The organism is Roseivivax sediminis (assembly GCF_900112685.1).
GTDB lineage: Bacteria > Pseudomonadota > Alphaproteobacteria > Rhodobacterales > Rhodobacteraceae > Roseivivax > Roseivivax sediminis.
In genome coordinates, this window is the sequence record NZ_FOMS01000001.1 from 78,391 (window position 1) to 104,753 (window position 26,363).

Below are 26,363 nucleotides of genomic sequence, written 5' to 3' on the forward strand. Positions count from 1 at the left end.
GGTCCCGCGCGCGCCGGCGGTCAGCCGCCGGCGAGCCGTTCCGCCAGCGCGCGGATGCCGGCGGCGAAGGTCTCCTGCCCCACCGCCTGCCGGATCTCCGCCTCGTCCTCGGCGCCGACCTCGAAGGTCGCCCACCACTCGACGAACGTCGCGCCCCGCTCGGTCACCGGGGTGCAACGGAAGGTGGCGACGTAGTTCTCGATCGGCATCGGGGAGACGATGATCGAATAGGTGAACGCGTGGTCGAGATCGCTGAAGCTCAGCAGGCGCTCGCGTAGATGGCCACCATCGGTGAGGGTGAAATTGCGCACGCAGCCGACCTGATCGGGCGGCAAGCCGTCCTCGATGGTGCTTTCGGCGATCCGGGGATGCCAGTCGCCATGACCGTTGAAGTCCCGCGCCAAGGCCCAGACCTTGTCCACGGGCGCCTCGATGATATCGCTGATATAGACCTTTGCCATGTTCTCCTCCGTCACCGGGCCGCGCCGGGTTTCAATGCCTTGAACTCGCGCGTCTGGGCGATCAGCGCGTTCTCGGTCGGCAGCCGCTCCATGGAGCTTGCGCCGTAGAAGCCGTGGCACCCGGGGCAATTGTCCAGGATGAAGGCCGCGTCGTCCGGCATCGCGATCGGGCCGCCGTGGCAGATCACCATGACGTCGTCGCGCACCGTGCGGGCGGCGTCGGCGATGGCGTTGACCTCGTCCACGCAATCCTCGAGCGTCAGGGCGGTTTCCGCGCCGATGGCGCCGCCGGTCGTCAGGCCCATATGGGCGACGACGATGTCGGCACCGGCGCGGGCCATGTCCTGCGCGTTGGCGGCATTGAAGACGTAAGGCGTGGTCAGCAGGTCCTTGCCCCGCGCGCGGGCGACGAGGTCGACCTCCAGCCCGTATCCCATGCCGGTCTCTTCGAGGTTGGCGCGGAAGGTCCCGTCGATCAGGCCCACGGTCGGGAAGTTCTGGATCCCGGAAAAGCCAACCGCGCTCAGCTGGTCGAGGAACCAGTCGAAGTTGCAGAACGGATCGGTCCCGTTGACCCCGGCGAGGACCGGCGTCTCGCGTACCACGGGCAGCACCTCGCGGGACATCTCCATCACCACGTCGTTGGCGTTGCCGTAAGCCAGGAGCCCGGCGAGAGAGCCGCGCCCGGCCATGCGGTAGCGCCCGGAATTGTAGATCACGATGAGGTCGATGCCGCCGGCCTCCTCGCACTTGGCCGAAAGGCCGGTGCCGGCGCCGCCGCCGACGATGGGCCGGCCCTCGTCGATCATGCGGCGGAACTTGGCGAGGATCTCCTCGCGGGGGATGCGGGGCATCACTGACCTCCTGTCGTTGTCTCCCGCCAGGCCGAGACGAGCGCGTCGGCGAAGGCGGGATCGTTGATGTGATGGGGCACGCGGACAAGGCGGCGGGTCTGTGTCTGCTCCACCGTGGCCTCGAGCGCCTCGAAGAGGGCGGTCCGCGCGGCATCGTCGTGGAAGGCCGCGCCCGGCGCGTCGAGGGCGGAGATGCCGCCCTCGGGCAAGAGGAACCGCACAGGTCCCTCGCAGGCGTTGAGCTTCGCGCCCAGCCAGCGGCCCATCTCGGCGTTCTCTTCCGGCGTGGTCCGCATCAGCGTGACCTGCGGGTTGTGTTCGTAGAAAAGCCGGCCGGCGTAGCGCTCCGGCACCGTGTCCGGAGCCCCGAAATTCACCATGTCGAGCGCCCCGACGGAGCCGACATACGGCACCCGCGTGCGCGCGATGGCGCCAAGCCGGTCCTCGGTGGCGGGAAAGACGCCGCCGAACAGCAGATCGCAGATCTCGGTCGTGGTGGTGTCGATGACGCCCTCGACGAGGCCCGACTCCACCAGCTTCTCCATCGACTGCCCGCCGGTGCCGGTGGCGTGGAAGACGAGGCAGTCGTAGGTATCCGACAGCCGCTCCACACTCTGGTTCACGCACGTCGTGGTGACGCCGAACATGGTCAGGCCGAGCGCCGGCTTGACGTCCGCCGCCGGCACCTCTGCGCGGGCCATGCCGGCGATGGCCCCGGCAGCGTTCGCGAGAACCCGGCGCGAGATGCGGTTGAGACCCGCGACGTCCGTGACCGAGTACATCATCGTCACGTCCGACGGCCCGACATAGGGGGCCACGTTGCCCGACGCGACGGTGGACACCATGAGCTTCGGCACCCCCACGTCGAGCGTGCGCATCGCCGGCGTGATGAGCGCCGTGCCGCCCGAGCCACCGATCCCGATCAGGCCCGCGAGGTCCTCGCGGCCGCGCGCGAACCGCTCGAACGCCTCTGCCATCGCCGCGACGGCGCTGCCGCGGTCGCCGGTGAAGACCGCGTCGGCGCCGTCCGGGTGGTGCGCCGCGACCTCGCGGGCCGGAATGTCGGCGCCGCTCGGCGGGCTTTCGGTGGTCGACAGGTCCACGAGCGCGACCTCCGCACCCGCCGCGCGGATGCGGTCGCGGACGTAGTCGAGTTCAGGATATTTCGTGTCGCAGGTCCCTGCGAGGTAGATGCGCGTGGTCATCCTGTTTCCTCCCTCAAGCCTCGGCGGCCACACCGAGATAGCGGTTGCGCAGCGCGCGGTCGTTCAGCAGAGACTCCGCATCGGTCTCCAGCGCGATCTCGCCGTTCATCATCACCATGATCCGGTCGCTGACCTGCGTGGCGACGCTCAGGTTCTGCTCCACCAGCAGCAGCCCGACACCCGACCGGCCGATCTCGCGCAGAACCTCGACCACGTGATCGACGATCACCGGCGCCAGCCCCTCGGTCGGCTCGTCCATGACCAGAAGCCGCGGGTTCAGCAGCAGCGCGCGGGAGATCGCCAGCATCTGCTGCTCTCCGCCCGACAGCGCGCCGCCGCCGTTCTTGCGACGCTCCGCAAGGCGGGGGAAGGTGTCGTAGATACGCTCGATCGTCCATTCGCCGCCGGGCTTTCCGACGAGCTTCAGGTGCTCCTCCACGCTGAGCGAGCGGTACACGCGGCGCCCCTGCGGCACGTAGCCCACCCCGGCGCGCGCCACCCTGTAGGCGCGGCGCCCGTTGAGCCGTTCGCCGCCGAGCCGGACCTCGCCGCGCGCGGCCGGAACAAGGCCCATGATCGCCTGGCAGAGCGTCGACTTGCCCATGCCGTTGCGGCCGACGAGGGACAGGGGCTCCGTCCCCGCCTCCAGCGACAGCCCGTGCAGGACGTGGCTGGAGCCGTAATAGACGTGCAGGTCCTCGACCTTCAGAAGCGGGTCATTTGCCATGGCGGCCCATGTAGATGTCCTGGATGTCCTGGTTGGCCGAGATCTCGGCCGGTGTGCCTTCGGCCAGAAGGTGGCCGTTGTGCATGACGCTGACGTAGTCGACGGCCTTCAGCGCGATATCCAGATCGTGCTCGATCAGGATCAGCGTCAGATCGCGCGGAAGGTCGGCCAGCATGGCCACCAGCGACTCGCGCTCGCGGGTCGACAGGCCCGCCGCGGGTTCGTCCAGCAGCAGCAGTTTCGGCGGATGCGCCAGCGCCATGCCAAGCTCGAGCTGGCGCTGCTCGCCGTGGCTGAGTTCATTCGCCATCGTGTCGAGCCGGTCGGTCAGCCCCACCCGCTCGGCCAGCGCGTCGGTCTGCGCGCGGTCGGGCTGGTTTTCGGCCCGCTTCCAGATCGTCAGCCGCGGGCCCGTGGCGCCGCGGATCGCGACATAAAGGTTGTCTCTGACGGTCATGCCGCCGAAAACCAGCGATTTCTGGTAGGTGCGGCGCACCCCCGCCAGTACGCGCTTTTGCGGCGATAGCTCGGTGATGTCCTCTCCGAAGAGCCGGATATGCCCGGCGCTCGGGGGCAGATCGCCCGCGATCATGTTGAACAGCGTCGTCTTGCCTGCGCCGTTGGCGCCAAGCACCGCCCGGCGTTCTCCGGCCGAGACGCGCAAGGTCACGTCATCGACCGCCACGAGCGCGCCGAAGCGGCGGGTGAGGCCCTCGATCGCGAGGGCCTCCTCCGTAGTCTGGCGAGCCGCCTGCATCACGACGGGCAGGACGGGTTTTCGCGGGACGGCAGACCAAGCTCCATGTAGGTCTCCCGGTCGAGCCCGAGATACTGGTCCACGCTCTCGATCCGTTCCAGCGGTTCGAGCGCGAGGGAACCGCCTTCCTGCTCCACCACCTCGTTGATGTAGATCGCGGCGGTCGCCTGCCGGTTCTCGTTGAGGCTCACGGTGCCCGTCGGGCTGGTGAACTCCAGGTTGGCAAGCGCTTCGTTGAACGCGGCGTGGTTGTCGGACAGGTCGCCCTCGACCTCCTGCAGTGCCAGCAGCGCGGCCTTCGTGTTGGTGTAGTAGTTCGACGCGAAGAGCGACGGCGACGGCAGGCCCTCGTCACCATAGTAGTCGCGGTAGAGTTGCTTGAACTCTTCCCACGCCTCGAGGTCGTCGTTGTCCGACACCGGGCCCGAGGACAGGATGCCGGGCAGAAGCTCGCGCGCCGGGCCCTGGGTGGTCAGCACGGTCTGGTCGGTCACGTTGGTACCGCCGACGATGGGAAGCTGCCCGCCCATCTGCGCGTATTGCGACAGGAAGTTCACCGCGTCCGAACCGCCGAGCACGACGTACATGCCGTCGATCTCTCCGGCTTCCAGCGGCAGCTGCGCGATCACCGAGGAATAGTCGTTGTTGCCGACGGGCGTGAAGTACTTGTCGGCCACGGTGCCCCCGGCCTCGCAGTAGGTGGCCATGAAGCCGAAGATCTGCGCGTAGGGGAACGAGTAGTCCTCGGACACGATGACGATGTTGTCCCAGCCGCGCTCGTTCACGACGTACTCGCCCAGGGGCGCGGTCCATTGCGCGCCCTCGGTGTTGAAGCGGAAGAAGTTCTCGGCCGGGTCCACCAGCGTCGTCTCGATCGCCGCGGAGCCGCCGTTGAGGAACGTGGTGCCGGGCTGCTCCTTGGCGTATTGCGCGATCCGGATGCCTTCGGAGCCCGAGAGCGGCCCGACCATGATGTCGGCGCCGTCCTGCTCCACCAGGCGGCGGGCGGATTCGAGCGCGACGTCGGGGTTGCCGTCCGAGGACGCGGTGATGAACTCGATCGGGTGGCCGGCGATCTCGCCGCCGAACTCGTGGATCGCCAGCTCGACGCCGCGCAGGCCGTCCTCGCCCGGTGCCGCGAACGGCCCTTCGAGCGTGGCGAGCCCGCCGATGGTGATGGTCTCGCCGTCCTGCGCGAGCGCGGTGGAGCCCATGAGCGCGGCAAGCGTCGCCGCCGTGCCCAGCATGAAGCGTTGGGTGTTCATATCGGGATACCTCCTCATTTTCCGATATCGTCGGTCTCTCGGGCGTCGCCGTCATTGCGGCGCGCCCATCCGGTCCCCCGCGTCCAGGCGCGGTGGACAAGGCCGGTCAGCCCGTCGGGCGAGAACAGCACGATGGCCAGGAAGATCAGGCCGATCAGCGTGTTGAACCGCTCGCGGGCGATGAAATCGATGGCGAAGTTGTCGACGACGGTGAACACGAACGCGCCGATATAGGCCCCGATCGGGTGGCCGATGCCGCCGAGCACGCCGGCCATCAGCACGTCGATCACCGGGTTCAGAGCGACCGAGCCGGGCGAGATCGAGGCGTTCAGCCAGATGTTCAGGATGCCGCCGATCCCGGCGATGAACCCCGCGAGCCCGAAGGCCAGCACGCGCAGCAGCGGCACGTTGTAGCCCAGCGCACGCAGCCGGTCGGGTTCGTCCCGCAGCCCTTGCAGCGCCAGCCCGAAGGGTGTGCGCACGACATGGCGGACACCGAAATAGCATGCCGCGGCGAGAACGACGCTCATGTAGTAGAACGGCAAGTTCGCACCGAGGTCGAGGCCCAGGATCACCGGCGGCTGGACGTTGTTGAAGCCGGTATAGCCATTGAACAGGTCGTAGTTCTGCAGCGTCAGGAAGTAGAACGCCATCGCCACGGCGAGCGTGATCATCAGCGTGTAGATCCCCCGCGTGCGCACCGCGACGAGGCCGATCAGGAGCCCCGCCACCGTGGCGAGGCCGAGCGCGAGGATCAGTGCCAGCGGCCAGGGCAGCAGCAGGCCGACACCGCTCGTGGGCGCGGTGAAATAGGCGGTCGCGTAGCCCGCGACGCCCGCCACACTCATCTGCGCGAGGCTGAGCATGCCGGTATAGGCGGTCAGGAAGACGAGGCTGAGGACGATGGTCCCGAAGCCCAGGGTGCGGCCGCCGATCTGCACCAGCCAGAAGCTGTTGACGACGAAGGGATAGACCAGCAGCAGGGCGATCACGGCGAGGGGCAGGATCCAGCGCATCAGGCGGCCCTCCCCAGCAGACCCTGCGGGCGCACGGCGAGCACGGCGACCATGATCGCGAAGGTGTAGACGATGCCGTAGGTCGGCGTATAGGCGAGCCCGTAGGTCTCGGCCATCGCCACCAGCAGCGCGCCGATCGCGGCGCCGGGGATCGACCCCATGCCGCCGACGATCACCACGATCAGCGACGACAGCAGGTAGCGCGCATCCTCGCCCGGCGAGACCGACAGGACCGACCCGCCGATCACCCCCGCCATGCCGGCCAGCCCCGCGCCGATGGCGAAAACGCCGACGAAGACGAGCGGGACGTTCACGCCCATCGCCTCCAGCATCCGGCGGTCATCGACACCGGCGCGGATCAGCATGCCGATGCGGGTGCGGTTGAGAATGAGCCAGAGCGCCACGCCGATCACAAGCGCGAAGCCGATCAGCATCAGCCGCGCCATCGCGTAGCGTCCCGCGACCGGCACCGGCACGAAGGTCGACACCGCCTCGGGCAGCGCGATCTGGTAGGCCGATCCGCCCCACTGGGCCAGCATCAGGTCCGCCGCGACGATGGACACGCCGATGGTCGCGAGCGCCTGTCGCAGGTCCTGCCCCTGCATCCAGGACAGGATCGACACCTGCAACGCGGCACCCGCAGCGGCCACGACCACACCGGCGGCGAGGATGCCGAGGATCCAGCTTCCCGTCGCCTCCGACACCTCGAACCCCACATAGGCCCCGAGCAGGTAGAGCGAGCCATGCGCCATGTTCACCACCCGCATCAGCCCGAAGATCAGGGAGAACCCGCTCGCCACGATGAAATACAGCGAGGCGAGCGTGAGCCCGTTCAGCGTGACGATGGCGAAGAGCCGCCAGTTGATGTCGGCCAGCGTCTCGATCATGGCCGGCCTGGCCCTTCAGTCGCGGTGCATAGCATTGGTGGCGTCTCCTCCCCTGTTTCCGGTGCGGGCACGACGCCTCCGTCCGGCAACGCGTCGCGCCGCTGGCCAGCCTCCCCTCTGGGATGCAGTCGATCCGGATTGTTCTCCCGCATCGCGGTGTGGCAGAGCCACGTCCGTCCGCGATGACCCGAGCATTCCACGGCCCGAGACAGTCGCTCAACAGTCTCGGCACGCTATTTTGGGTAATATTGGGTAAACATGGCCTCGAATGCGTAGATTCTCCAAATGGCCGATCCAACGGCACACGGCAGCGTCGCGGTCCCTCCCCGATGCGCTCGTGACCGCATCGGTGGGGCTGCCCCCTGCGGAGATGCCGCCGGTCGTGGCGCTCCTTCTGCCGACTTTCGGCGGGGCGCAGGACGTTCTCGATGCGCTCGGGGAGGCGTGCCCGCAAGCGCTCGGCCTGTTCCTGGCCGATCCCAATCTGCTAACCGAACGGCTGTCCCGGCAGATCGCGCGCCACAGCCGCTGGGTGTGCAACCTGCCCAGCGTCGGGCAGCACGAACACGCGTTCCGGCGCTACCTGTCGGAGGTGGACCTCGACCACGGGCGCGAGATGCGCGTGCTGACCGATCTCGCCGCGGCGGGGCTGTCGACGATCGCCACCGTCTCGACCCCGCGCGACGTGGATGCGGCGCTGTCGGCAGGGCCCTCGGCGCTTCTCGTGGTGCCGCCCGTGCCCGACTTCGTCACCGGCGCGGTGCCGCTGGCGCGACGGGCGGCGCTTGAGCGCTCGGTCGCCGCGCAGAGCGACGCTCTGCCGATCCTCGGCCTGCGCGCGCCCGGAGAGGACGCGCTCGGCCTTGACGCCGCCCTCCTGCCCCCGTCCGGGATCAGTCTTTGAGCCCCAGTCGCGCCATTCGGTTGTAGAGCGTCTTGCGCGAGATGTGCAGCGCCTCGGCCGTGCGGCCGCGATGAAAGTCGTTGCGCCAGAGCGCTTCCACGATTTGCCGCTTCTCGAGGTCGGCGGCCGTCTCTGGCGGCGGTCGCGCCGCTTCGCCGTCATCGAGGAAGGCGGCGATTTCGGTGCCGCCGACGTCGCCGGCGGCACCGCGTGCCGCGAGGCGCCCGATCACGCGGGCAAGCTCCGCCTCGTTGCCCGGCCAGGGATGGCGCCGCAACCGCTCCAGCGCGCCGGCGCCGAGCGGCGGCAGATCGGCGGCGTCCAGACCCGCTTCGGCCGCGAGCGCCGCCATGACCTCGGACAGATCCTCGACGCGCTGTCGCAGCGGCGGCAGCCGCACCGTCCACCCCGACAGCAGCGCAACGAGGTCCGGGTGCAGATCATCCGGCAGGAGCGGCTCGTCCGAGCCACGCTCGAACAGGAAGATCACCCGTGCCGTGACCCTTATGCGGCGACGACGGCGCGACGTCACCAGCGCGCCGCTCGCGAGGCTGCGCGCCAGCCGCTGCTGCAGCGACGGCAGCGCCCGGTCGATGTCGCGCACGATGATGGTCTCGCAGCCGGGCGCCGTCAGAAGGCCGGCCTCGTTGCCGCCCTCCGCGTCGTGCCCGAACAGCCGCCGGGACAGGCGCGGGCCCGGGTCTGTGCGGCCATCGACCTGCGGCACGTCTCGCCGCCGCCGGTCGAGCGCCGAGAGCACCGGCGCCAGCGGCATGCCCCGCTCCAGCGTCACCGCCAGCGACCGGCGCGCGCGCGACAGCGCCCCGAGATGCTCCAGGCAAGCCAGGACGGGCTTCGAGCGTCCGGAGAATCCGTGACCCCTTCCCCATCGCAGAAGCGCCTCCTGCCGCTGCGTCAGCTCGTCCTGCCGGCGGCCGGCCTGCCGGTAGCCGGCGATCCGGTTGGTCACCGATTCCTCGTAGGGCATCCGGTCGAGCGTCGAGCCGCCGACATAGCCGTCGAGGGTGGCGACGCGGGCGACATGCCCCAGGTCCTCGGCCGAGACCACCGGCCCGCCCTCCAGCAGGATCCGCGCGCCGGGATGGATGCGGCGCACGAGCGCGGCGTAGTCGCGCGCGATCAGGCCGACTTCCTCGAGCGAGGCACGCCGCGCATGGCCAAGAGAGCCGCCGGCGTTCCAGCCGAAATTCAGCAGGATCATGTCGAGCCCCGCCTCGGCGGCCGCCTGCGCATGCTCGCGTGCCCCGCAATAATAGAGCGCCCGGTAGCCGGCCGCCTGCACCCGCGCGAGCGTCTCGATCTCGCGGCGAAACCCCCGTCCGGCCCGGTCCAGCATCTGCCGCATCGCCCGCGGCATTAGCGTGGCATTGGGAAAATTCACGGCGCCGGCAAAGCCTTGCTCGGCCACACGGTCGAGCGCCGCCTCCGGCGTGAAGTCCGGATCCCAGCAATTGACTCCCAGAAGAACCGGCACCGAAACCCGCGGCAGAATCTCCCGGGCCGCGAACGCATCTGTCATCGCGCTGGCCGCGTGACAGGGCAACATGCCGGCGATCGACGGTGCGCCCATGTTGCGCATCCGCGCCGCGTTGACCGCCAGGAGCAGATCGGCGCCGCCGACCTCCGCGGTCTGCGCGGCGATCCCGCTTCCCACGGCAGCGCCGATCAGCAGGCGTCCGGATGTCGACGGCATCATGCGCCGAGAGTGCACCGAAATCGCCCCCCGGGTCGAGCACCCCAATGCGTCCCTCCCGGCAGGCCCGATCGCCGCCGGCGCGTCCCACGTCCGGCCGGGGCGCCGCCCCTGCTTCTTTGGGCCTCAAATACTCCGGGGAGCGCGAGGGGCCGGCCCCTCGCTCCCGCCCTCTCCCTCCGCGCCGCCCGCCAGCCCTGCACGTACCGGAACCGCCCGCCTTGCGTTACGGTTCGTCCGGAGACAGCCGACGGACCCCGCATGACCCCGCTTTTCGCCTACGACATCGCGCCGGACGGTTTCGCGCGCGCGACCCGCCCGGACGCCCCGCAGCCCGCCGAGGGGTATCGCTGGATTCACTGCGACATCACCCGGCCGGGCACGGAAAGCTGGCTCTTCGCCAGCCTGCCCGAACGTGCCGCCGAGATCCTGTCGCAGCCCGAGACGCGCCCGCGCGCGCTCGCCCACCAGAACGGCATCATCGCGATCCTGCGCGGGCTCAACCTCGACCCCGAGGCCGACGATCCGGAGGACATGGTTGCGCTGCGGCTCTGGGTGGCGCCGGAGACCGTCGTCTCGGTCCGCCGCCGGCCGGTGCGCGGCGCGCAGGAGATCGGCGCGGAAGCCGCGGCCGGCCGCGCCCCGCAATCGCCGCAGATGCTGCTGGTGTCGCTCGCCGCCAACTTCACCGACCGGATCGAAACGCATTCCGTCGCGCTCGAGGACCGGGTCGACGAGCTGGAGGACATCCTCTTCGTCGACGACCGCGATCCCGGCCGAAAGTCGCTGCCCGAACTGCGCACCGCCGCCATCCGCCTGCACCGCTACCTCGGCCCGCAGGCGGCCGCGCTGCACGCGCTCACCGACCCGCGCCTGCCGCTGATCGATGCCGAGGCGCGCGAGGACCTGTCGGAGCTGGCCGACCGCGCCCAGCGCGCGGTTGAGGAGACAAGCGCGATCCGCGACCGGCTCGCCGCGCTGGCCGATCATGTGGACATGAAGCAGAACGCACGGCTGTCGCGGCATTCCTACGCGCTGTCGATCGTTGCGGCGATCTTCCTGCCGATGAGCTTCCTGACCGGCCTGTTCGGTGTCAACGTCGCCGGGATGCCGGGCGTGGAGACGCCTGCCGCCTTCGCCGTCCTGACGCTCGCGAGCCTCGGGCTCGGCGGGCTCGTCTGGCTGGCGCTGCGCGCCTTGCGGCTGTTCTGATCGCTACGCCTGAATCGCTCGCATGGACCGGTCCGATGTGTCAGTCTGTGCGCATGATCCCCGTCTCGGAAGGAGCCGTCCCATGGGCATGATGAAAACGCTCGCCAAGGTTGCCATCGGCTACGCCGCCGCCCGCGGGGTCGACCGGATGAGCGGCAGCCAGGGCCTCGCCGGCCTGTTCGGCGGCGGCAAGCAGCTCAAGGGTCAGCATCCGATGACCCAGGCCGGCACCCAGATGAGCCAGGCGATGCAGGGCGGCGCGGCGCAGGCGACGCAACCCATGCAGGCGATCCTCGACAAGATGCGCGCCTCGGGCTTCGATCTGTCCTTGATGATGGGCGGTGCCGCGGGCACGGCGCCGAAGCCCGGCAGCGGCATGCTCTCCTCCACGTCGCAGGGCAGCGGCGGCGTCGCGGGCATGCTCGCCGCGGCCGGCGGGGCCGGAGCGATGGGCGGCAAGGGCGTGAGCCAGCTGCTCGACCAGTTCAACGCCGAAGAGACTGCGCCGGAGATGGAGAAGAGCGCCGGGCTGATGCTCCGCGCCATGATCCAGGCCGCGAAGGCGGACGGTGAGATCGACGCGGACGAGAAGGCGAAGATCCTCGAACTCGTGGGCGACGACGCCAGCGCCGAGGACATCGCCTTCGTGAAGAAGGAACTCGCGGCGCCGGTCGACGTGGAAGCGCTCGCCGCCGCGACACCGGCGACCCAACGCATGCCGATCTATTCCGCCTCGCTGATGACGATCCGCGTCGACACCGAGGCCGAGGCGCAATATCTCGACCGTCTTGCCAAGGCGCTGGAGCTCGACGAGCCGACCGTGAACGCCCTGCACGTGCAGCAGGGCCTGACGCCGCTCTACGCCTGACGGCCCCGGCCCGCCTCGGCGGGCCGCACATATCCCATGCCCCATACCCGCCTCTCCGGTCCCGCGCTCGCCTGTCTTGGCGCGCTGCTGCTCACGCCCGACGCGCTCTTCATGCGCCTGTCGGGCATGGATGGCTTGCAGATGCTCGCCTGGCGCGCGCCATCGATGGCCGGCATCTTCCTGATCGCCTGGGTGCTGACCTCCGGCACGCGGGCACGGGACTTCGCGGCGCTCGGCAGCGCCGCCGGCCTGACGGTGATCGCCGCGCAATTCGTCAACAACACGCTCTTTCCCGCCGGCATCGCGCTTGCGCCCGTCGCCGTGATGCTGCTCGCCGTGGCGACGGTGCCGGTCTGGGCGGCGGTGCTGGGTCGCATCCTGTACGGCGAGCGGACGTCTCGCGCGACCTGGGTGACCATCGCCGTTGTGCTCTGCGGCATCGCGCTCGCGGTGACCGGCGGGCCGATGGAGATCGACCGTTCGGCGCTCTGGGGGGCGCTCTGCGGGCTCGGCGTGGCGATGTCGCTGGCGACGAACTTCGTCACCCTGCGGCACCACCCGCAGGTGCCGCTGCTCTTGGCGATGGGCGTCGGCGGGCTTGTGGCCGGCCTCATGGGGATCGCGATCACCGGCCCCGCGCGCCTGGGCGACGGGCAGGTCTGGGCTATCCTGGTGACTGGAATCGTGATCCTGCCGGCCTCCTTCTTCGCGCTCTCCAGCGCCTCGCGCCGCACCTCGGCGGCGACGGTCAGCCTGCTGATGCTGCTGGAGACGGTGCTGGGCCCGCTCTGGGTCTGGCTCGGCACCGGCGAGGCGCCGACGCCGCGGATGCTGGCCGGCGGCGCCATCGTCGTCACCGCGCTGGCGCTCTACCTGCGTCGCGGCACGCGCGCCCTTGGCGTGCCCCCGCGCGCCACGCTATCAGAAAGACCACCCGCGCCGCAGGATCCATGACCGACACCATCGCCCGCCGCTGCACCGACAAGGGCCTGCGCATGACCGGCCAGCGCCGCGTCGTGGCGCAGGTGCTGGACGAATCGTCGGACCACCCGGACGTCGAGGAACTGCACGCGCGCGCCGCTTTGCATGACCCGAAGATCTCGCTCGCCACGGTCTACCGGACGGTGAAACTGTTCGAGGAAGCGGGGATCCTGGAGCGGGTCGATTTCGGCGACGGCCGCGCCCGTTACGAGGACGCCGAGCGCGAACATCACGACCACCTCATCGACCTGACCACCGGCCGGGTGATCGAGTTCGTCGATCCCGAGATCGAGGCGCTGCAGGAAAAGATCGCCGAGCGCCTGGGCTACCGGCTCGAGGGTCACCGGATGGAACTCTACGGCACGCCGATCAAGAAGCGGTCGTAGGGTTGGCAATCGGCCCACCCCCGGTGCCACGGACGGGTGGGCAGATTGCCCACCCTTCGCGATGGCGCGCCTCAGGCGGCCGTCACTTCCTGGCGCTGCGTGCCCAGGGTCTCGATCGTCACTTCCATGACGTCGCCGGCCTTGAGGAAGCGCTGTGGCTTCATGCCCATGCCGACGCCTTCGGGCGTGCCGGTGGCGATGATGTCGCCCGGCACCAGCTTCATGAACTGGCTCATGTAGGACACGATATGCGCCACGCCGAAGATCATGTCCGAGGTCGACGAATCCTGCATCACCTGGCCGTTCAGCGTCAGCGAACAGGCCAGCGCCTGCGGGTCCGGCACCTCGTCCGCGGTCACCAGCCACGGCCCGGTCGGCCCGAAGGTCGGCGCCGACTTGCCCTTGACCCACTGGCCGCCGCGCTCGATCTGGAATTCGCGCTCGGAGACGTCGTTGATCACGCAATAGCCGGCGACCTTCGACAGCGCCTCGGCCTCGGAAACGTAGAGGCACTCCTCCCCGATCACCACGCCGAGTTCGACCTCCCAGTCGCCCTTCTTCGAGCCCTTGGGCAGGACGACCTTGTCGAACGGGCCGCTGAGCGCGGTGCTCGCCTTGGAAAACAGGATAGGCTCCTCGGGCTCCGCCGCTCCGGTTTCTGCCGCGTGCTTGGAATAGTTCAGTCCGATGCAGTGGAAATTCGGCACCGACGCGAGGCACGCGCCGATCCGGCCCGGCGCGTCCACCACCGGCAGGCTGCCGATGTCGAGCGCGCGAATCCGGTCGAGCGCATCTAGCGACACGCCCGCGCCGGCGAAATCGGGCACGCCCGCACCGGACAGATCGCGCACGTTGCCGTCGGCATCGAGCAGCCCCGGTTTCTCCTGCCCCTCGGGGCCGAACCGCAGTAGTCTCATTCATTGTCTCCCGTTGATTGTCCGTGTCGAACGCGCCGGTCAGGCAGCGTCCGTCCGCTCCGCCTCGAACACCTCGCGGATGTCGTGCGGCAGCGTGCCCAGGTGGCGGTCGATGGCCGCGCGCGCCGCGTCTCGGTTGCGCGCCTCCAGCGCCTCCAGGATCGCGGTGTGATGGGCGACCACCCGATCGCGGTTCCGCCGCTTGATGGCGGTGAGGTATCGCGCCCGCCAGAGCCGCGCAAGATAGGCGCCGTGGGTCTCGGCCAGCGCGTCGTTGTGCGAGGCCCGCGCGATGGCGGTGTGAAAGCTCATGTCGATCTCGAACATGTCGAGCGGATCGGTGGTATCGAAATGTTCGCTCATGTGGTCGGTGATCCGGCGCAACTCGGTCAGATCGTCCGCGGTCGCCTCCGCACAGGCGATCTCTGCCGACAGCTTCTCGAGCGCCAGCAGCACCTCGATCGCGTCCGAGATTTCCTTGTAGGACGGCTTCGCCACGATCGGGCTGCGCGCCGGGCGCAGTACCACGAGGCCCTCCTTGGCGAGGATGCGGATCGCCTCGCGCATCGGCGTGCGGCTGACACCGAGTTCCGCGGCGTTGTCGCGTTCCTTGACCTGCGCGCCGGGCGCCAGCTTGCCGCGCAGGATATGGCGCCGCAGCTCGGAGGCGATCTGTTCCGGCAGGCTTGCCTCGGTCATGTCAGGCCTCCCCTTTCGCGCCGCGGGCAAGATCGCCCGGCCGGCCCTCGGGCCTGTCTTGTACGTATTCGCATCACGAGATTTGGTATACCAAAATTTGTTGATTGTCGATATCGCTTTCGCTACGGTCCTTCCCAGGATGGTATACCATCTGTGGCACGAACCCGACCAAACGGGCATCCAAATACGATAGGCGGCTTCAGGAGGGCCGCCGCAGGGAGGACAGACATGACCATGAAGACGCTTCTCGCGACGGCCTCGGCCGTCGTCCTGACCGCCGTTCCGGCCCTTTCGCAGGAGGTAACCCTGCGCATCCAGACCCACTACGCGACCGAGCATCCCTCGGGCCAGCTCGCCCAGCAGTTCATCGACGACGTCGAGACCATGTCCGGCGGCGAAATCGCCATCGAGATGTTCTATTCCTCCTCGGTGGTCGGCACGACCGAGACCTGGGACGCCGCGGTCAACGGCATCCTCGACTGCGACATGACCGGCGGCGCCTACCAGACCGGCAAGAATGCCGCGTTCCAGTTCGTGGGCGACATCATGGGCGGCTACGACACGCCGTGGCAGCAGATCTCGTGGCTCTACTACGGCGGCGGCTACGACGCGGCGCAGGAGCTCTACAACGCCAACGACATGCAGCTCATCGGCTGGTGGCTCTACGGCCAGGAATCGCTCTCGTCGTCCTCCCCGGTGGCCACCATCGAGGATCTGGAAGGCTGGAAGTTCCGTTCGCCTCCGGGCATGGAGACCGAGATCTTCGAAGAGCTGGGCGCCTCGCCCATCGTGATGGACTTCACGGAGATCTTCACCGCGCTCGAGACCGGCATCATCGACGGCGCCGACGCCTCGGGCCTGGCCAACAATGTCGGGCTCGGCCTCTACGACATCGTCGACCACGCGACCTATCCCGGCTTCCACTCGATGCCGTCGGACCACCTGGCGTGCAACAAGTCGGTCTGGGACGGGCTCAGCGAGCAGCACCAGCGGATCATCGACACCGCGATGCAGAAGCTGACGCTGCACACCACCCTGTCGAACGAGAAGAAGAACGCCGAAGCCGCGGCCGAGCTGCGTGAACAGGGCGTGACGCTGCACGATTGGGCCGAAGAGGATCGCGCCGCGTTCCGCGAGGCGGCGCAGACCGCCTGGGACCGCTGGGCCGAGAAGACGCCGGAGGCCGCCGCGCTGGTCGAAAGCCACAAGGCGTACCTCACCGACCTGGGCCTGATCTCCGGCGAAGACGGCTGATCCGGACCGGAGGCTGAACCGACACGGCGGACGGGCCGCAGGCCCGTCCGTTTCCGTCCCGCGGCCCCCGCGGCCGCCCGGTTTTCGAAAGGTCGCGACCGATGACGAGACACAGCGTCTGGCTGGGCAGACTGCGCGCACCCGTCCGCTGGGGCATGATCGCCTTCACCGCGCTCGCCGCTGCCCTATGGGCGATCCTGGCGGTACTGCTGATCCTCGACCCCGAGAACGCCGCCGGCATGTACGAGATGATCCGGCCCGGGGGGCGCCCCCTGGTCATCGCCCTGATCGTCTGCCTGTCGCTGGCTCTGTTGTTCGGCTCGCTCTACCTGTCGGACTTCATCGGCCCGATCGAGCCCAGGCCGCAAGGTTTCTTCGACTATGTCAGCCTTGTGTGTTCGCGCCTCGCGATGATCGCGATCGCCTTCATCGTGCTGGTGATGTTCTACGAGGTCGTCTCGCGCTACGTCTTCGCGCGCCCCACGCTCTGGGCGAACGAGCTGTCGCTGTGGATCGCCGCCTTCATCTTCCTTCTGGCCGGCCTCTACGCGATGCAGCAGCGCAGCCATATCCGCATCTACGTGATCTACGACATGATGCCGCGCTGGATGCAGAAGGCGTCCGACGTGATTTCGGTGTCGCTGATCTGCGTCTTCACCTTCGCGCTGATCTGGGGCGGCTACAACGACGCCATGCGCCGGATGATGCGGATGGAAACCTTCGGCACCGCGTGGGATCCGCCGATCCCCGGCACCGTGAAGCCGGCGATCCTGATCATCATCCTTCTGGTCGCCATCCAGGCGGTATCGAACCTCATCGCCGACTGGAACAAGGCGCCGGAAAAACACACCGACGAGCCCGACGAGCACGAGATCGAAGCGATGCGCCGCGCGCTGAAGGACGACTGACATGGTGGATATCGGCACTCTGAGCTTGATCCTGTTGCTGGCGATGTTCGCGCTCCTTGCGATCGGCATGCCGCTCGGCTTCGCATCGGCCTTCCTGGCCTTCGTCACGCTGCTGCTGAAATTCGACGTCGACATCCTGTTCCGCACCTTCGGACAGGGGCCGATGTCGGTGCTGGCACAGGCGGTCTACCGGCAGATGACGAACTACGTCCTCATCTCCATACCGCTGTTCATCTTCATGGCGGCACTGCTGGAGCGCTCCGGCATCGCGCGCGACATGTATTCGTCGCTCAATGTCTGGCTGTCGCGCACCCGCGGCGGCATCGCCATCGTGACCTCGGTCATGGCGGTCATCATGGCGGCGATGTCCGGCATCATCGGCGGCGAGGTGGTGCTGCTCGGCCTGATCGCGCTGCCGCAGATGCTGCGTCTGGGCTACAACCAGAACCTTGCCATCGGTACGATCTGCGCGTCGGGATCGCTCGGCACGATGATCCCGCCCTCGATCGTGCTGATCTTCTACGGGCTGGTGACCGAGACCTCGATCAAGTCGCTGTTCACCGCGTCGTTCCTGCCCGGCTTCATGCTGGCCTCGTTCTTCATCATCTACATCATCGTCATCACCCGGCTCGACCCGTCCAAGGCTCCCCTGCCCGAACAGGGCGACGAGGACCCGCAGGGCGGCGAGAAGGGGCTGATGTTCCTCGGTTTCCTGTCGCGTCTGGGCATGTGGGTCGTCGGAGTTCTGATCCTGCGGGCGCTGTTCTTCACCGCCACCGGGGCGAACGTCGTGCGCGAAGGCGTCGACCCGATCCTCTTGGGCATGATGAGCGACATCCCCTGGCTGATCGGCGCCTTCGCGATCCTCGCGGCGGTGGTCTTCCTGCTCGTCGGACGCGAGCGTACGGCGCGCGGCTGGGACATGGGCAAGGGCCTCGTCGCCCCCATCGTGGTGATCGGCGTCGTGCTGGGGTCGATTTACGGCGGCATCACCGGCATCACCGAAGCCGCGGGCATGGGCGTCGTCGCCGTCTTCGTCATCGGTCTCGTCCGGCGCGAGATGACATTCGACATCGTCTGGGACAGCCTGATGCGAACGCTCAAGTCCACCGGCACGATCATCTGGGTGACCATCGGCGCCGCGGCGCTGGCGGCCGCGTACACGCTCGCCGGCGGGCCGAACTACGTCGCCAACCTGATCGTCGGGGCCGAGATGCCGACCATGGGCGTGATCCTGATCATGATGCTGATCTTCCTGATCATGGGCATGTTCATGGACTGGATCGGGATCGTGCTGCTGATCATGCCGGTCTTCCTGCCCATCGTGGTGCGCCTGCCGGCCGAGGAGATCGGCTGGCTCGCCTCCATCGACGCGCGCTACATCCCGATCTGGTTCGGCGTGGTGTTCTGCATGAACATGCAGGTCAGCTTCCTGTCGCCGCCCTTCGGGCCGGCCGCGTTCTACCTGAAATCCGTGGCCCCGGCGCACATCTCGCTCACCGACATCTTCCGCGGCTTCCTGCCCTTCATCGCGCTGCAACTCCTGGCGCTGTCGGTGCTGTTGATGTGGCCGCCGATCGTCACACTCTTCCTCTGAGCGCATCGCCCGGGGCGGTCCACCGACCGCCCCGGGCCGCGGCCGGACCAGATCAACCAGCCCGCCGCTCGGTCGCGGACCGGCGCGGCCACGTAACCGAAACAGAACGGAGACACCCGATGGCACAGGAGAAAATCGGATTCATCGGCCTCGGCCTGATGGGCCGCGCGATGGTCGAATGCCTGCAGAAGGCGGGCCACCCGGTCACGGTGCTCGGGAACCGCGATCGAACCGGACTCGAGGAAGCCGTCGGCCGCGGCGGCACCGAGGCCGCGAGCGCGCGCACCCTCGCCGAAGAGACGGACATCGTGATGCTTTGCGTCGGCACGTCCGAGCAGGTCGAGGCGCGGATCTTCGGCGACGACGGCGTCCTCGCCGGCGCGAAGGATGGCCAGGTGGTGATCGACTTCGGCACCTCCCTGCCCGCCTCCACGCTGAAGATCGGCGCCGCGCTGGCCGAGAAGGGCGCGATCTACCTCGACGCGCCGCTGGGGCGCACGCCGTCCCACGCCAAGGACGGCATGCTCAACATCATGTGCGCCGGGAACGAGGACGCCTATGCAAGCGTCAAGCCGGTGCTGGAGGTTCTGGGCGAGAACGTGTTTCACCTCGGCAAGCTCGGCAACGGGCACACGATCAAGCTGATCAACAACTTCTTCGCCATGACCACCGCCACCGCGATGTCCGAGGCCTTCGCCGCGGCCGACGCCGCCGGGATCGACCGGCAGGCGCTCTACGGCGTGATGTCGGCCGGCCCGCTGCATTCGGGAATGATGGACTTCATCCGCAACTACGCGGTCGACGGGAAGGTCGACCTTGCGTTCTCGGTCGCCAACGGGTCCAAGGATGTCGGGTACTACCGCCAGATGACCGAGGATCTGGGCCTCGCCAGCCGCATGTCCGGCGCCGCCGACGCCACCCTGTCGGAGGCAAAGGCCGGCGGCAGCGGCGATCTGATGATCCCGCAGATGGTCGACTGGCTTTCCGAGAACCTCAAGAAGGACTGACACAGAGATGCGATTGCAGGGCAAGACGGCGTTCGTCACCGCGGCCGGCCAGGGCATCGGCCGGGCCATCGCCGAAAGTTTCGTGCGCGAAGGCGCCTCGGTCATCGCCACCGACCGTGATGCCGCGCTTCTGGACGGCCTGGAGAGCGCGCAGACGGCCGCGCTGGACGTGACCGACAAGGCGGCGCTGACGCGCGCGATCGAGGCCGCCGCGCCGGACGTGCTCGTCAACTGCGCTGGCATCGTGCATGCCGGCGCGCTCCTCGACGCGACCGAGGACGAATTCGACTTCGCCTTCGATCTCAACGTCAAGTCGCAGTTCCTGGCGATGCAGGCGGTACTGCCGGGCATGATCGAGCGCGGCGGCGGGTCAATCGTCAACATCGCCTCGGTCGCCTCCAGCATCGTCGCGGCGCCGGGCCGCTGCGTTTACGGCGCCTCCAAGGGGGCGGTGATCGCGCTGACGAAGTCCGTGGCGCTCGATTACGTCACCCAGGGCGTGCGCGTGAACGCGATCTGCCCCGGCACCGTAGACAGCCCGTCGCTACACGACCGACTGCGCGCCACCGGCGACTACGAGGCCGCGAAGAAGGCTTTCATCGCGCGTCAGCCCATGGGCCGGATCGGCACCGCCGAGGAGATCGCGCATCTCGCGCTTTATCTGGCCTCGGACGAAAGCGCCTTCACCACCGGCCAGGCTCACATCATCGACGGGGCCTGGTCGGTCGGCTGATGGGAGAGGCAATTCCCCGCGAAGACCGGGCCTCCGCCGGGCTTTTGACCATGTGCCTGGCGGTGAGCTTCTTCACCTGCATCGACACCTCCGCCAAGTGGCTGATCCTGGCGGGGGTGCCGGCGCTGCAGGTGGTGTTCGCGCGTTATGCCGGGCACGCGCTCCTGGCGCTCGCGCTCTACCTGCCGCAGGAGGGGCGCGGGGCGCTGCGTTCCAACAGTCCGGGCAAGCAGGTGATGCGCTCAGCCTTCCTGGCCGGCTCCACGATCTGCAACTTCACGGCGCTGCAATTCCTGCCGATCACGGTGACCACGACGATCATGTTCTCGGGGCCGATCGTGGTGACGCTTCTGGCGATTCCGATCCTCGGCGAGCGTGTCGGCATCCGCCGCATCGCCGCCGTCTGCACCGGCTTTCTCGGCGTGCTGATCGTGATCCAGCCCTGGGGCGCGGAATTCCACCCGGCGATGCTGCTGTCGCTCGCGGCGCTGACCTTCGCGTCGCTCTACTTCATCATGACGCGGATGCTCGCGGGGGTGGAGGCGAACGCGACGCAGCAGCTGTGGTCCTCCGGCCTCGCCGCCGCGGTGCTCTTTCCGTTCGTGATCCCGGGCTGGACCTGGCCGGACTCGCCGCTGACCTGGATGGTCTTCTGCGGCATCGGCGGCTTCGGCGCGGCGGGACACATCTGCGCCACCATCGCGCATCGCTGGGCGGACGCCTCGCTGCTGGCGCCGATGGTCTATATCCAGGTGTTCCTCGCCGCCTTCGCCTCGATCGTGGTGTTCGGGGAATGGCCGACGGTCTGGACGCTCGCCGGCGCCGCGGTGATCATCGCCGCGGGCCTCTACATCTGGCAGCGCGAACGCCAGCAGGCCGGTGCCGCGTGACCGGCCCCGGCGGCGGGCGCGCCGCCGGGGCCACCTTCAGCCGCGTCCGATATAGGGCATCGCGCTCGCCATCACCGTCATGAACTGCACGTTCGCCGAGAGCGGCAGCGACGCCATGTGCAGAACGCTGCTGGCCACGTGTTCGGCGTCCATCACCGGCTCCACCGCGACCGAGCCGTCGGCCTGCGGCACGCCCTTTGTCATCTTCTCGGCCATGTCGGTGAGCGCGTTGCCGATGTCGATCTGCCCGCAGGCGATGTCAAACTCCCGCCCGTCGAGGCTGAGCGAGCGCGTCAGCCCGGTGATCGCGTGCTTGGAGATCGTGTAGGGCGCCGAGCCGTAGCGCGGCACATGCGCCGAGATCGACCCGTTGTTGATGATCCGCCCGCCCTGCGGATCCTGCCGGCGCATCAGCCCGAAGGCGGCGCGGGCGCACAGGAACATGCCGTGCACGTTGATATTCAGCAGGTTGTGCCAGTCGGCGACCTCGATCTCGTCGATCATGCCGGTGCCGAGGCTCACCCCCGCATTGTTGAAGAGCGCGTCGAGCCGCCCCCATTCGCGCGCCACCGTCGCGAAGCCTTCGGCCACGGCGGCCTCGTCGGTGACGTCGAACGGCAGGACGAGCGCACCCTCGCGGCCCTCCGCCGTCTCCTCCAGAGGCGCCGGCCGCCGCCCGACCAGCGCGACCTTCCAGCCCGCGTCCAGAAACGCCCGCCCGGTGAGACGGCCGATGCCGCTCCCCGCTCCGGTGATCACGATGCCCTGCGCCATGTCGTCCTCCCATACCTCTCCGCCGGGCGCAGAATTTTAGCTAGAATTCTGCGCGCTGCCCCGGCCGGTGTGCTTCAGTGGTTGTCGCGGGGCAAGTCCCGCGCGATGCGGCGATAGGCCGTCGCGAGTTCCAGGCAGCCGCCGTCGCCGAGTTGGCCGACATGGGTGCGGTAGATCTCCTGCCACGGCGTCTGGTGGTGCAGATCGGGCGAGCTCCAGTCCGCGCGGCGCTGCGCCCACTCGGCCTCGTCCACCAGCGCGTCCATCCGGCTGGCGTTCAGATCGAGCCGCACCCGGTCTCCCGTCCGCAAGAGAGCAAGCCCCCCGCCGACCGCCGCCTCGGGCGAGGCGTTGAGGATCGACGGGCTCTCCGACGTGCCCGATTGCCGCCCGTCCCCGACGGTCGGCAGATGCGCGACGCCCGCCCGGATCAGCGCATCGGGCGGCTGCATGTTCACCACCTCGGCCGAGCCGGGATAGCCGACGCAGCCGACACCACGGATGAACAGCACCGTCGTCTCGTCGATCCCGAGATCGGGATCGTTGATCCGGTCGTGGTAATCCTCGGGTCCCTCGAAGACGACGGCGCGGGCCTCGTAGATGCCCTCCTGCCCCGGCGTCGACAGGAAGCGGCGCCGGAAATCCTCCGAGATCACCGAGGTCTTCATCAGCGCCGACTCGAAGAGGTTGCCGGAGAGCACCTTGAACCCGGCATTCTCGCGCATCGGTGCGGCGCAGGTCTTGATGACCTCGTGATCGACGCTCGCCACACCCTCCAGGACCTCCGCCATCGTCCGGCCCGAGGCCGTGCGGCAAGCGCCGTGGATGCGCCCGGCCCTGACCAGCTCGCCCATCACCGCCGGCACGCCGCCGGCGCGGAAGAAGCTCTCGCCCAGATAGGCCCCCGCCGGCTGCATGTTCACCAGCAGCGGCACGTCGAAGCCGATCGTCTCCCAGTCCTTGACGTCGAGGTCCACTCCGGCATGCCGCGCGACCGCCTGCAGGTGCGGCGGGGCGTTGGTCGACCCGCCGATGGCGCCGTTGACCACGATGGCGTTCTCGAACGCCTCGCGCGTGAGGATGTCAGACGGCTTGAGATCCTCCAGCACCATGCCGACGATCCGCTTGCCGGTCTCGTAGGCCATCGCCATGCGCTCGCGGAACGGCGCGGGGATCGCGGACGATCCCGGCAGCGTCATGCCCAGCGCCTCGGCCATCGCGTTCATCGTCGACGCGGTGCCCATCGTGTTGCAATGCCCCAGCGACGGCGCCGAGGCGCAGGCCCGGGAGATGAACTCGTCGTAGTCGATCTTGCCCTCGGCCAGCAGGCGCCGCGATTCCCAGATGATCGTGCCCGACCCGGCGCGCTGGCCCTTCCACCAGCCGTCCAGCATCGGCCCGCCGTTGAGCGCGATGGCCGGGATGTCCACCGTCGCCGCGCCCATCAGCATCGCCGGCGTGGTCTTGTCGCACCCGGTGGTCAGCACCACGCCGTCGATCGGGTAGCCGTGGAGCACTTCGACAAGGCTGATATACGCCAGGTTGCGGTCCAGTGCCGCGGTCGGGCGCTTGCCGGTCTCCTGGATCGGATGGACGGGAAACTCCATCGGGATGCCGCCGCCATCGCGGATGCCGGCCTTGATCCGGTCCATCAGGAAGACGTGGATCTTGTTGCACGGCGCGAGGTCGGAGCCGGTATTCGCGATGCCGATGACGGGGCGGTCGCCCTGCAGCTCGTCGCGGGTGTATTCCTGGTTCTGGTAGCGCTCAAGGTAGAGCGCGGTCATGCCCGGGTTGTTGGGGTTGTCGAACCATTCCTGCGAGCGGAATCGCTTGCGGGCGCGGGTGTCGGCCAAGTCGTGATCTCCTTCCGGTCGGTGGGCGGAGTCCCTGCCCGCCTGCCTCCTCTTGCCGCACCTTCTCAATTTGGTATACCAAATGCAAGGGGTTTCCACGGCCCCGGAAGAGAGGCCCCTCATGATACGCAATGCCGCGCTCCTTGCCGTCTTCGGCGCGCCCGCCAGCGCCGAGTTGGCGCTCGATGCGCCCGAGACCTGCCTGGCCCGTGCCCGCGCCGATGGCCCTGTCACGGCCGCCCGCTCCGGCGGGACGGAAGAAGCCCGGACGGCCGGCACCCGCGCCCGGTTGCCGGCATCGCGCGACGACGTCCGCGACCATGTCACCGCGATCCGGGGGACCGAGGGCAGGTACGGCGCGCTCGCCGGCTTCGTGCCATGCGACCGGACGGAGGCGCTCGCCCGCCACCCCAATGCCCGAACCTCCGAGATCGTCCGCACGCGCTGCGAGGCGCGGGCCTCCGGTCCGGCCTATGCGCGGCTCTTCCGCCGGGGAGCGCTCTCCGAATGACGGCCCGCAGCTTCTACGAAGGCGCCCGCGACTGCGCGCCGTTCATGATCATCGTGATCCCCTTTTCGATGCTCTTCGGCGTGGTCGCGCGCGAAGCGGGGCTCGATATCCTGCAGACAGTCTCCATGGCGGTCCTGGTGATCGCCGGCGCCTCGCAATTCACCGCGCTCGCGCTCCTGCAGGACAACGCGCCCGTCGTGGTGGCGCTGATCGGCGGGCTGGCGGTGAATCTGCGCATGGCGATGTATTCCGCCGCGCTCGTGCCCTATCTCGGCCATGCCCGCCTCTCCACGCGGGCGCTGATGGCCTACCTGATGGTGGACCAGTCCTTCGCGGTGGCGGTACGCGCCTACGAGGAACGGCCGCAGATGACCGCCCCGCAGCGGGTGGCCTATTATTTCGGCTGCATGGCGGCGATCTGCCCGCTCTGGTACGGTTGCACCTTCCTCGGCGCGGTGATCGGCGAGGCGCTGCCGGAGGCGCTGTCGCTCGATTTCGCGGTGCCGGTCTGCTTCATCGCGCTTTTGGCGCCGCTCTTGCGCTCTGGCCCGCATATCGTCGCCGCCTTCGTCTCGGCCGTAACCGCCCTGGCCTTCGCCTGGCTTCCGTGGAAGCTCGGCCTCGTCATCGCCGCGCCGGCCGCCATGGTTGCCGGGGCGCAATGCGAACTCTGGCTGGCAAGGAGGCGTGCCGCATGATCTCCGACACCGCGTTCTGGGTGCTCACCATCCTGCTGGGTGCCGGCACCTTCCTGATCCGCTTTTCCTTCCTGGGCCTGCTCGGCGGGCGCACGCTGCCCGACTGGGCTCTTCTGCACCTCAAATACGTGGGCGTGGCGGTCTTCCCGGCGCTGATCCTGCCGCTGGTCCTCTGGCCCGACGCCACCGGCGGCACGCTCGACCCGATCCGCATCGCGGCCGCCTGCGCCGCCCTCGCCGTCGGCCTCAGCGGCTCCGTCATCGGCGCCATCTTCGCCGGCATGGGCACGCTCTATGCGCTTCAGTGGCTGTCCTGACCGCGCCTCCCGAAAACCCGGCCCCTCCTTCATCTGGCCAGGTAAACCCCGGGGAGCGCGAGGGGCTGGCCCCTCGCTCCCGGCAGCACCACCCGCGCCTCACAGGCTGGCCGTAATCCCCCCGTCGACATAGAGCACGTGCCCGTTCACGAAGCTCGCCGCGTCCGAGGTCAGGAACACGCAGGCGCCGACGAGCTCCTCGACGCGGCCCCAGCGGCCGGCGGGCGTACGCTTCTCCAGCCAGGCGCAGAAGTCCGGATCGGCCACCAGAGCGGCGTTGAGCGGCGTGTCGAAATAGCCCGGCGCGATGGCGTTGACGTTCAGCCCGTGCCGCGCCCAGTCGGTCGCCATCCCCTTCGTCAGGTTGACGATCGCCCCCTTGGACGCGGTGTAGGGCGCGATCCCCGGCCGTGCGAGCTGCGCCTGCACGCTGGCGATGTTGACGATCCGCCCCTGCCCGCGCGGGATCATGTGCCGCGCCACCGCCTGACCGACATAGAAGGCGGAGTTCACGTTGGTCCGCATCAGCCGGTCGAACGCCTCCACCGGGAAATCCTCGAGCGGGGTGCGGTGCTGCATGCCGGCATTGTTCACGAGGATGTCGAGCGGTCCCTCGTCGCGCTCGTAGCGGTCCACCGCAGCCGCGGCCTCTTCGGCGTCGGTCACGTCGAAGGGCAGCACCGCGACTTCCGCGCCGGTATCCCGCAGGGCCGCCGCAGCGGCGTCGAGCCGGTCGGCATTGCGCCCGTTCAGCACGATGCGCGCGCCGGCCCGCGACAGTCCGCGCGCCAGTGCGTATCCGATCCCCATCGAGGATCCGGTGACGAGGGCCGCGCGCCCCCGAAGGTCGAATTCTTGCATGCTACCTCCCGGCCCCGGGCGTGGCCGGCGGGCGGTTGACATCCCCCGGCATTCCCGTGTTGATGAAAATGGTATACCAAAGCGCCCCGGATGCAAACCGTTGG

28 protein-coding genes are annotated in these 26,363 nt (G+C 68.8%); 14 read left to right on the forward strand and 14 right to left on the reverse strand.

Features of this window, described 5'->3' with window-relative positions; translation table 11 throughout:
- Positions 1-20: 20 nt before the first annotated feature.
- Genes F3H57_RS00395 through F3H57_RS00430 form a run of 8 tightly spaced genes read right to left on the reverse strand, consistent with a single transcriptional unit; the run spans position 21 to position 7,172 of the window.
- Positions 21-461, reverse strand: coding sequence for an SRPBCC family protein (locus F3H57_RS00395; protein ID WP_149753877.1), 441 nt, complete (start codon positions 459-461; stop codon positions 21-23).
- A gap of 11 nt (positions 462-472) precedes the next feature.
- Positions 473-1,315, reverse strand: coding sequence for a phosphoenolpyruvate hydrolase family protein (locus F3H57_RS00400; RefSeq protein ID WP_149753879.1), 843 nt, complete (start codon positions 1,313-1,315; stop codon positions 473-475).
- Positions 1,315-2,520: a Tm-1-like ATP-binding domain-containing protein gene (locus tag F3H57_RS00405; RefSeq protein WP_149753881.1), complete on the reverse strand. Its 1,206-nt coding sequence runs from the start codon at positions 2,518-2,520 to the stop codon at positions 1,315-1,317. Before F3H57_RS00405 ends, F3H57_RS00400 begins: the two co-directional genes overlap by 1 nt.
- 13 nt (positions 2,521-2,533) lie before the next feature.
- The gene (locus F3H57_RS00410; protein WP_149753882.1) at positions 2,534-3,247 is read right to left on the reverse strand and encodes an ABC transporter ATP-binding protein; all 714 of its coding nucleotides are present in this window, start codon (positions 3,245-3,247) and stop codon (positions 2,534-2,536) included.
- Positions 3,237-4,004, reverse strand: a complete 768-nt coding sequence (locus tag F3H57_RS00415) for an ABC transporter ATP-binding protein (RefSeq protein WP_149753884.1) — start codon at positions 4,002-4,004, stop codon at positions 3,237-3,239. Before F3H57_RS00415 ends, F3H57_RS00410 begins: the two co-directional genes overlap by 11 nt.
- Positions 4,004-5,269, reverse strand: coding sequence for an ABC transporter substrate-binding protein (locus F3H57_RS00420; RefSeq protein WP_149753886.1), 1,266 nt, complete (start codon positions 5,267-5,269; stop codon positions 4,004-4,006). Before F3H57_RS00420 ends, F3H57_RS00415 begins: the two co-directional genes overlap by 1 nt.
- 14 nt (positions 5,270-5,283) lie before the next feature.
- Positions 5,284-6,285, reverse strand: coding sequence for a branched-chain amino acid ABC transporter permease (locus F3H57_RS00425; RefSeq protein WP_149753888.1), 1,002 nt, complete (start codon positions 6,283-6,285; stop codon positions 5,284-5,286).
- Positions 6,285-7,172 (reverse strand): branched-chain amino acid ABC transporter permease, encoded by an 888-nt coding sequence (locus tag F3H57_RS00430; protein WP_149753890.1) that lies wholly within the window; start codon positions 7,170-7,172, stop codon positions 6,285-6,287. Before F3H57_RS00430 ends, F3H57_RS00425 begins: the two co-directional genes overlap by 1 nt.
- Positions 7,173-7,509: 337 nt before the next feature.
- Between F3H57_RS00430 and F3H57_RS00435 the strand changes: the two genes are divergently transcribed.
- A complete protein-coding gene (locus F3H57_RS00435; RefSeq protein WP_149753892.1) occupies positions 7,510-8,076 on the forward strand; it encodes a hypothetical protein in 567 nt (188 codons plus the stop codon).
- Here the strand turns inward: F3H57_RS00435 and F3H57_RS00440 are convergent.
- Positions 8,066-9,793: a phosphoenolpyruvate hydrolase family protein gene (locus F3H57_RS00440; RefSeq protein WP_149753894.1), complete on the reverse strand. Its 1,728-nt coding sequence runs from the start codon at positions 9,791-9,793 to the stop codon at positions 8,066-8,068. The genes F3H57_RS00435 and F3H57_RS00440 overlap by 11 nt on opposite strands.
- A gap of 258 nt (positions 9,794-10,051) precedes the next feature.
- On the opposite strand from F3H57_RS00440, the gene F3H57_RS00445 reads away from it, so the two are divergent.
- The 4 genes from F3H57_RS00445 (at position 10,052) to F3H57_RS00460 (ending at position 13,237) form a co-directional block, all read left to right on the forward strand.
- Entirely contained in the window at positions 10,052-11,002 is a 951-nt protein-coding gene (locus F3H57_RS00445; protein ID WP_149753896.1) for a CorA family divalent cation transporter, read from the forward strand.
- Positions 11,003-11,084: 82 nt separating this feature from the next.
- Positions 11,085-11,870 (forward strand): DUF533 domain-containing protein, encoded by a 786-nt coding sequence (locus F3H57_RS00450; protein WP_149753898.1) that lies wholly within the window; start codon positions 11,085-11,087, stop codon positions 11,868-11,870.
- Positions 11,871-11,906: 36 nt separating this feature from the next.
- The gene (locus tag F3H57_RS00455; protein WP_149753900.1) at positions 11,907-12,824 is read left to right on the forward strand and encodes a DMT family transporter; all 918 of its coding nucleotides are present in this window, start codon (positions 11,907-11,909) and stop codon (positions 12,822-12,824) included.
- Positions 12,821-13,237: a Fur family transcriptional regulator gene (locus F3H57_RS00460; protein WP_149753902.1), complete on the forward strand. Its 417-nt coding sequence runs from the start codon at positions 12,821-12,823 to the stop codon at positions 13,235-13,237. The genes F3H57_RS00455 and F3H57_RS00460 overlap by 4 nt, the downstream gene beginning before the upstream one ends.
- A gap of 71 nt (positions 13,238-13,308) precedes the next feature.
- Here F3H57_RS00460 and F3H57_RS00465 read toward each other — a convergent pair whose 3' ends face one another.
- Both F3H57_RS00465 and F3H57_RS00470 read right to left on the reverse strand, forming a co-directional pair.
- A complete protein-coding gene (locus F3H57_RS00465; protein WP_149753904.1) occupies positions 13,309-14,154 on the reverse strand; it encodes a fumarylacetoacetate hydrolase family protein in 846 nt (281 codons plus the stop codon).
- A gap of 39 nt (positions 14,155-14,193) precedes the next feature.
- Complete coding sequence (locus tag F3H57_RS00470) at positions 14,194-14,853, reverse strand: GntR family transcriptional regulator (protein ID WP_149753906.1); 660 nt, start codon at positions 14,851-14,853, stop codon at positions 14,194-14,196.
- A gap of 228 nt (positions 14,854-15,081) precedes the next feature.
- Here F3H57_RS00470 and F3H57_RS00475 point away from each other — a divergent pair, with 228 nt between their 5' ends.
- The 6 genes from F3H57_RS00475 (at position 15,082) to F3H57_RS00500 (ending at position 21,242) form a co-directional block, all read left to right on the forward strand.
- Positions 15,082-16,107 carry a TRAP transporter substrate-binding protein gene (locus tag F3H57_RS00475; protein ID WP_149753908.1) on the forward strand — a complete coding sequence of 342 codons (1,026 nt, stop codon included), beginning with the start codon at positions 15,082-15,084 and terminating at the stop codon, positions 16,105-16,107.
- A 101-nt stretch (positions 16,108-16,208) separates the two neighbouring features.
- Complete coding sequence (locus tag F3H57_RS00480; protein WP_149753910.1) at positions 16,209-17,015, forward strand: TRAP transporter small permease subunit; 807 nt, start codon at positions 16,209-16,211, stop codon at positions 17,013-17,015.
- 1 nt (position 17,016) lies between these two features.
- Positions 17,017-18,612: a TRAP transporter large permease gene (locus F3H57_RS00485; RefSeq protein ID WP_188129566.1), complete on the forward strand. Its 1,596-nt coding sequence runs from the start codon at positions 17,017-17,019 to the stop codon at positions 18,610-18,612.
- Positions 18,582-19,619 carry an NAD(P)-dependent oxidoreductase gene (locus F3H57_RS00490; protein WP_262504479.1) on the forward strand — a complete coding sequence of 346 codons (1,038 nt, stop codon included), beginning with the start codon at positions 18,582-18,584 and terminating at the stop codon, positions 19,617-19,619. Before F3H57_RS00485 ends, F3H57_RS00490 begins: the two co-directional genes overlap by 31 nt.
- Before the next feature lie 7 nt (positions 19,620-19,626).
- Positions 19,627-20,352, forward strand: coding sequence for an SDR family oxidoreductase (locus F3H57_RS00495; RefSeq protein WP_149753913.1), 726 nt, complete (start codon positions 19,627-19,629; stop codon positions 20,350-20,352).
- Complete coding sequence (locus F3H57_RS00500) at positions 20,352-21,242, forward strand: DMT family transporter (protein ID WP_149753915.1); 891 nt, start codon at positions 20,352-20,354, stop codon at positions 21,240-21,242. Before F3H57_RS00495 ends, F3H57_RS00500 begins: the two co-directional genes overlap by 1 nt.
- 36 nt (positions 21,243-21,278) lie before the next feature.
- Here the strand turns inward: F3H57_RS00500 and F3H57_RS00505 are convergent, their stop codons facing one another.
- Both F3H57_RS00505 and F3H57_RS00510 read right to left on the reverse strand, forming a co-directional pair.
- Positions 21,279-22,016, reverse strand: coding sequence for an SDR family oxidoreductase (locus F3H57_RS00505; protein WP_149753917.1), 738 nt, complete (start codon positions 22,014-22,016; stop codon positions 21,279-21,281).
- 74 nt (positions 22,017-22,090) lie between these two features.
- On the reverse strand, positions 22,091-23,872 hold the full coding sequence (locus F3H57_RS00510) for an IlvD/Edd family dehydratase (protein ID WP_149753918.1): 1,782 nt from the start codon (positions 23,870-23,872) through the stop codon (positions 22,091-22,093).
- 121 nt (positions 23,873-23,993) lie between these two features.
- Between F3H57_RS00510 and F3H57_RS00515 the strand changes: the two genes are divergently transcribed.
- The 3 genes from F3H57_RS00515 to F3H57_RS00525 are packed head-to-tail and all read left to right on the forward strand — an operon-like array spanning position 23,994 to position 25,398.
- Complete coding sequence (locus F3H57_RS00515) at positions 23,994-24,383, forward strand: hypothetical protein (RefSeq protein WP_149753919.1); 390 nt, start codon at positions 23,994-23,996, stop codon at positions 24,381-24,383.
- Positions 24,380-25,081 (forward strand): AzlC family ABC transporter permease, encoded by a 702-nt coding sequence (locus F3H57_RS00520; protein WP_149753920.1) that lies wholly within the window; start codon positions 24,380-24,382, stop codon positions 25,079-25,081. Before F3H57_RS00515 ends, F3H57_RS00520 begins: the two co-directional genes overlap by 4 nt.
- Positions 25,078-25,398: an AzlD domain-containing protein gene (locus F3H57_RS00525; RefSeq protein WP_149753921.1), complete on the forward strand. Its 321-nt coding sequence runs from the start codon at positions 25,078-25,080 to the stop codon at positions 25,396-25,398. The genes F3H57_RS00520 and F3H57_RS00525 overlap by 4 nt, the downstream gene beginning before the upstream one ends.
- A gap of 99 nt (positions 25,399-25,497) precedes the next feature.
- Here the strand turns inward: F3H57_RS00525 and F3H57_RS00530 are convergent, their stop codons facing one another.
- Complete coding sequence (locus F3H57_RS00530) at positions 25,498-26,259, reverse strand: SDR family oxidoreductase (protein ID WP_149753922.1); 762 nt, start codon at positions 26,257-26,259, stop codon at positions 25,498-25,500.
- Positions 26,260-26,363 lie beyond the last annotated feature (104 nt).